This is a genomic window from Arthrobacter sp. MDT2-3, assembly GCF_059090465.1.
Genome location: NZ_JBNHFS010000012.1, coordinates 1 through 4405, shown reverse-complemented (window position 1 = coordinate 4405; position 4405 = coordinate 1). Strand labels below are relative to the sequence as shown.

Genomic DNA, 4405 nt, shown 5'->3' with positions numbered 1-4405 from the left:
GGGAGGGTGTGGGAGAGTAGGTCACCGCCGGACAACCATTACGAGCAGGGCCCTGACAAACGACGTCAGGGCCCTGCCGCATTTAACAAACAAAACAACCACCACTGCAGTCCGGCCAGCCGGAAGCCCTGGCCCGCCTAGACTTACCGTCATGGCCCCTAGCTCCCGTGAACCTCACATCCGCAGAGCAACGATTCTGGATGTGGCGGCCGCCGCGGGCGTCTCGCGTCAGACGGTGACGCGGGCCATGAACGACATGCCTGGAATCAGTCCTGCAACCCGGAAACGGGTTCAACAGCTCGCGGCAGAGTTGGGCTACACCCCGAGCCGGTTTGCGAAGGGCCTGGTGCAGGGCGCACGGGTCTCTCTGGGGCTTGCCATCCCGGACCTTACCAACCCCTACTTTCCGGCTTTTGCGTCCAGTGTGGTGGAAGTGGCCACACAGCGGGGCTGGAACGTGGTTGTTGATGACTTTGGCCACGGCAGCGGGAGCGGCCTGGATGCCGTCACCCGCCTCGCACCCCAGGTCGACGCGCTCGTCGGCTATCTTGGCGCCTGCTCGAGTGATGCCCAGGCGATGATGGGCCGGCGCCCGGTCGTGGTGCTCGACGACCCGTCGGGCCACGCGGCCGGCAGCATCGCCTTTGACTACTCCTACGCGGCGCGGACCGCCTTGAAGCGCCTCCAGGCGGCGCACTGCCGGGAGATTGCGTACCTTGATTCGGACCAGGAGGGTCCCGCCACCACGCGCGGGCTAGCCGTCGCCGCTGCAGCAAAGGAAGCGGGCATTGAGCTCACGGTACAGCAGGCCGCTGATTCCGCCCCCGCTGCCCGGCAAGCCGTCCACTCCATGATCGAGCATCGAGGCGGAATTGACGGGCTTCTGGTATTCAACGACCTCATGGCGGCAGGTGCGCTAAAGGCACTGCAGGACGCCGGAAAAACGGTGCCGGGGGACTGTGCCGTGATCGGGATGGACGGGATCCCTTTGGGGGAGCTCTTGACGCCCGAGCTGACCACTCTCGCCCTTGACCTGCGGGCGGTCGGACGCGCCGCCGTCGACCTCGTAGATCACCTGCTGACCGGTGCGGTGGAGGCCGGAAGCGAAGACGCCATGCTGGTCCTAAAGCACGAGCTGGTTCTTCGCCAGTCCGCCTGACCCTACTCAAACCGGAGAAAGTCGACTAAGCTCGGTGTGCGGCCCGTGAACGTTCACGTAGCATCGTCCCCAAGGGAATGCTGTCCGCCTGCAACCCTTCCGACAGACCAGCAAGGAAGCTTATGTCAGTTCAATCGCCCTCCGCCCCCGCCGGCAGCCCCGATGTGGCGGCAGGTTCGCCCGCCGCCAGCCTCGAAATTGGTGCGGAGGGCGTCCGGCAACTGTCCTCCCTGGAGCCCGGCGCCGGCAGCCTGCCGGCGCGGGCCTTCCTGACCAGTGATGCACCAAAGCTGTCGCTCAACGGGGAATGGCAGTTCAGGCTCAGCGCCGGAATCCGGCTGGCACCGGAGGACGGCTGGCAGTTGGGGAAGGACCTGATCGGCTTCGAGAGCCTGCCCGTTCCGTCCAGCTGGCCAATGCACGGACACGGCGCCCCTGCCTACACCAACGTCCAGTTCCCGTTTGCCGTGGAGCCGCCGCACGTTCCCGAAGCAAATCCCATCGGGGACCACGTGGTGCTCTTTGAGGCCAGGCCCGAGTTTTTTCCGCATGCCCTGTTGCGGTTCGACGGCATCGAATCCGCCGGAACAGTGTGGCTGAACGGAGTGGAACTCGGAACGACGCGCGGCAGCAGGCTTGCCCACGAATTCGACGTTTCCGGAATCCTGGAGCAGGGAACGAACACCCTGGCCGTGCGCGTCGCCCAGTTCTCGGCGTCCAGTTACGTGGAGGACCAGGACATGTGGTGGCTCCCCGGCATCTTCCGTGACGTTACCCTGCAGGCGCGGCCGGCCGGCGGCATCGATGATGCCTTCGTGCACGCGGACTACGACCACCGCACCGGCGAAGGCGTCCTCAGGGTGGAGGCAAGCCGGGGCGGACAGGCGATTGACGCCGTCGTCCGCGTTCCGGAACTGAACCTGGAACTGCCCGCAGGCACCCAGGTGCGGCTCCCCGCCGTCGAGCCTTGGTCCGCTGAGGTGCCCAAGCTCTACGAGGCAACCGTCAGCGCTCCCGGGGAGGCCGTGGCACTCCAGGTTGGCTTCCGCAGCATCGCCATTGAAGACGCCCAATTCAAGGTCAACGGGCGGCGGATCCTGCTGCGCGGCGTCAACCGCCACGAGCACCATCCGCGCCTTGGCCGGGTAGTTCCCAGGGATGTGATGGAGGCTGAGTTGCGGCTCATGAAGCAGCACAACATCAACGCCATCCGGACGTCCCATTACCCGCCCCATCCGGAGTTCCTGGCGCTTGCGGACCAGCTTGGCTTCTACGTTGTGCTTGAGTGCGACCTGGAAACCCACGGCTTTGAAAGCGCCGGCTGGGCTCAAAACCCCAGCGATGACCCGCAGTGGGAAGCCGCGCTGGTGGACCGTATGCGCCGCACGGTCGAGCGGGACAAGAACCACCCGGCGGTGATCATGTGGTCGCTCGGCAATGAGGCGGGCACCGGCAGGAACCTCGCCGCCATGTCGCGCTGGACGAAGGACCGGGATCCGTCCCGCCCCATCCATTACGAGGGAGACTGGTCCTCCGCGCACGTGGATGTCTACTCAAGGATGTACGCCAGCCAGGCGGAAACGGCACTGATCGGACAGGGCATAGAGCCGGCCCTGGAAAACTCCGCACTGGATGCCCGACGCCGGGCCATGCCTTTTGTGCTGTGCGAATACGTACACGCGATGGGCAACGGCCCCGGCGGCATGAGTGAGTACCAGGAGCTTTTCGAACGGTACCCGCGGCTGATGGGCGGCTTTGTCTGGGAATGGCTGGAGCACGGCATCACCGTTGCCACTCCCGGCGGCGGCGAGCACTACGCGTACGGCGGGGACTTCGGGGAGCAAGTGCACGACGGCAACTTTGTCACCGATGGGCTGGTGGACGCCGACCGCAACCCCAGGCCGGGACTGCTGGACTTCAAGAAAGTCATCGAACCGCTGCGTATCAGCGTGGCCGCTGACTGGTCGGGCTTCACGGTCCGCAATGGGCAGGATTTCGCTGGCACCGGCGCCTACAGCTTCCGGTATGTGGTCGAGTCCGACGGCGAGCTGATCGACGCCGGCACTGTGGACGTTGCCCCCGTGGCGCCTCACACCGAGGCAGCCGTGAAGCTGCCCGCCAGTCTTGCTGCCCTCGCTGAGTCACTGCCCGACGACGAGCCAACGGTACTTACCGTCAGCGCGGTCCTTGCCGCTGATTCAGCGTGGGCACCGGCAGGGCACGAAGTTGCGTGGGGGCAGGCGGCCCGGGGGCTTGGCGCCGCGATTCAGCCAGTACCGGATAAACCCGTGCTCGTCCAGGAAACCGAGCTCAGCCTGGGACCGGTGGTTTTCAGCCGCGTCACGGGTATGCCCACCTCCATTGGCGGGGTCCCCGTCGAGAAGATGAGCCTGGCATTGTGGTGGCCCGCTACGGACAACGACCTGGGCCGGGAGTGGAGTGGTGCCGACGAGCGGCCTCTCGCCACACAATGGACGGACGCCGGGCTGAACCGCCTCGAAACACGGTTGCTCGGCATCAGTTCGGAGGCCTGCTCTGGGGATGGACAAGCCCTGACGGTTCGCACCCGCGTGAGCGCCGCCGACAAGCAATATGGCGTGTGGGTGGACTACACCTGGAGCAGCGACGGTACAAGCGTTGCACTCCGGACTCAGGTCAGGCCGGATGGCGAATGGGTCAACCGCGGCTTTCCGGTGGAGTGGGCCCGCATTGGACTGGAAATCGTCCTGAGTGAAGAGACCACATCGGTTACGTGGTTCGGGCAGGGCCCTCACCAGAGCTACCCCGATACGGGGCAGGGGACAAGGCTGGGTTGGTTCTCGCTGCCGTTGACCGACTTGGACGTGGACTACGTGCGGCCCCAGGAGTCCGGGGCGAGATCAGGGGTGCGGCGGGCCGCCCTGGAGCTCATGAGCAGTACGCTCGAGATTGCCGGGGATCCTTTTGCCCTAACGGTCCGGCCCTACGGCCAGGACATTTTGGACGCAGCGGCTCACCGCCCGGACCTATCAGCCGATGGCAGGAGTTACGTGTACCTGGACCATGCGCTTCGGGGTGTGGGAACCGCTGCCTGTGGTCCGGGCGTGCTGGAGCAGTACCGGCTTAAGCCCCGGGGTGCGGACTTCGTGCTGATGTTTAGGGTTCGGGGCTGAGGTGTTGGGGTGTGAGCCAGTCCATAGTGGTGCTTTGCTGGCTGGGGGGGCGCTGAGACCGGGGCTGGGACTCCGAAAACCGCGGGTTTTGGGG

Annotated in this window: 2 protein-coding genes; both read left to right on the top strand. The window is 65.7% G+C overall.

The features are described from left to right. Positions 1-151: 151 nt before the first annotated feature. Complete coding sequence (locus tag AC5RUQ_RS20890) at positions 152-1159, top strand: LacI family DNA-binding transcriptional regulator (RefSeq protein WP_493949183.1); 1008 nt, start codon at positions 152-154, stop codon at positions 1157-1159. 122 nt (positions 1160-1281) lie between these two features. Continuing rightward, positions 1282-4311 (top strand): glycoside hydrolase family 2 TIM barrel-domain containing protein, encoded by a 3030-nt coding sequence (locus AC5RUQ_RS20885; protein WP_493949182.1) that lies wholly within the window; start codon positions 1282-1284, stop codon positions 4309-4311. Positions 4312-4405 lie beyond the last annotated feature (94 nt).

Excerpts from the sequence above, each read along its gene's own strand:
- AC5RUQ_RS20890 (WP_493949183.1), top strand. The coding sequence starts at position 152 with ATGGCCCCTAGCTCCCGTGAACCTCACATCCGCAGAGCAACGATTCTG.
- AC5RUQ_RS20885 (WP_493949182.1), top strand. The coding sequence starts at position 1,282 with ATGTCAGTTCAATCGCCCTCCGCCCCCGCCGGCAGCCCCGATGTGGCG.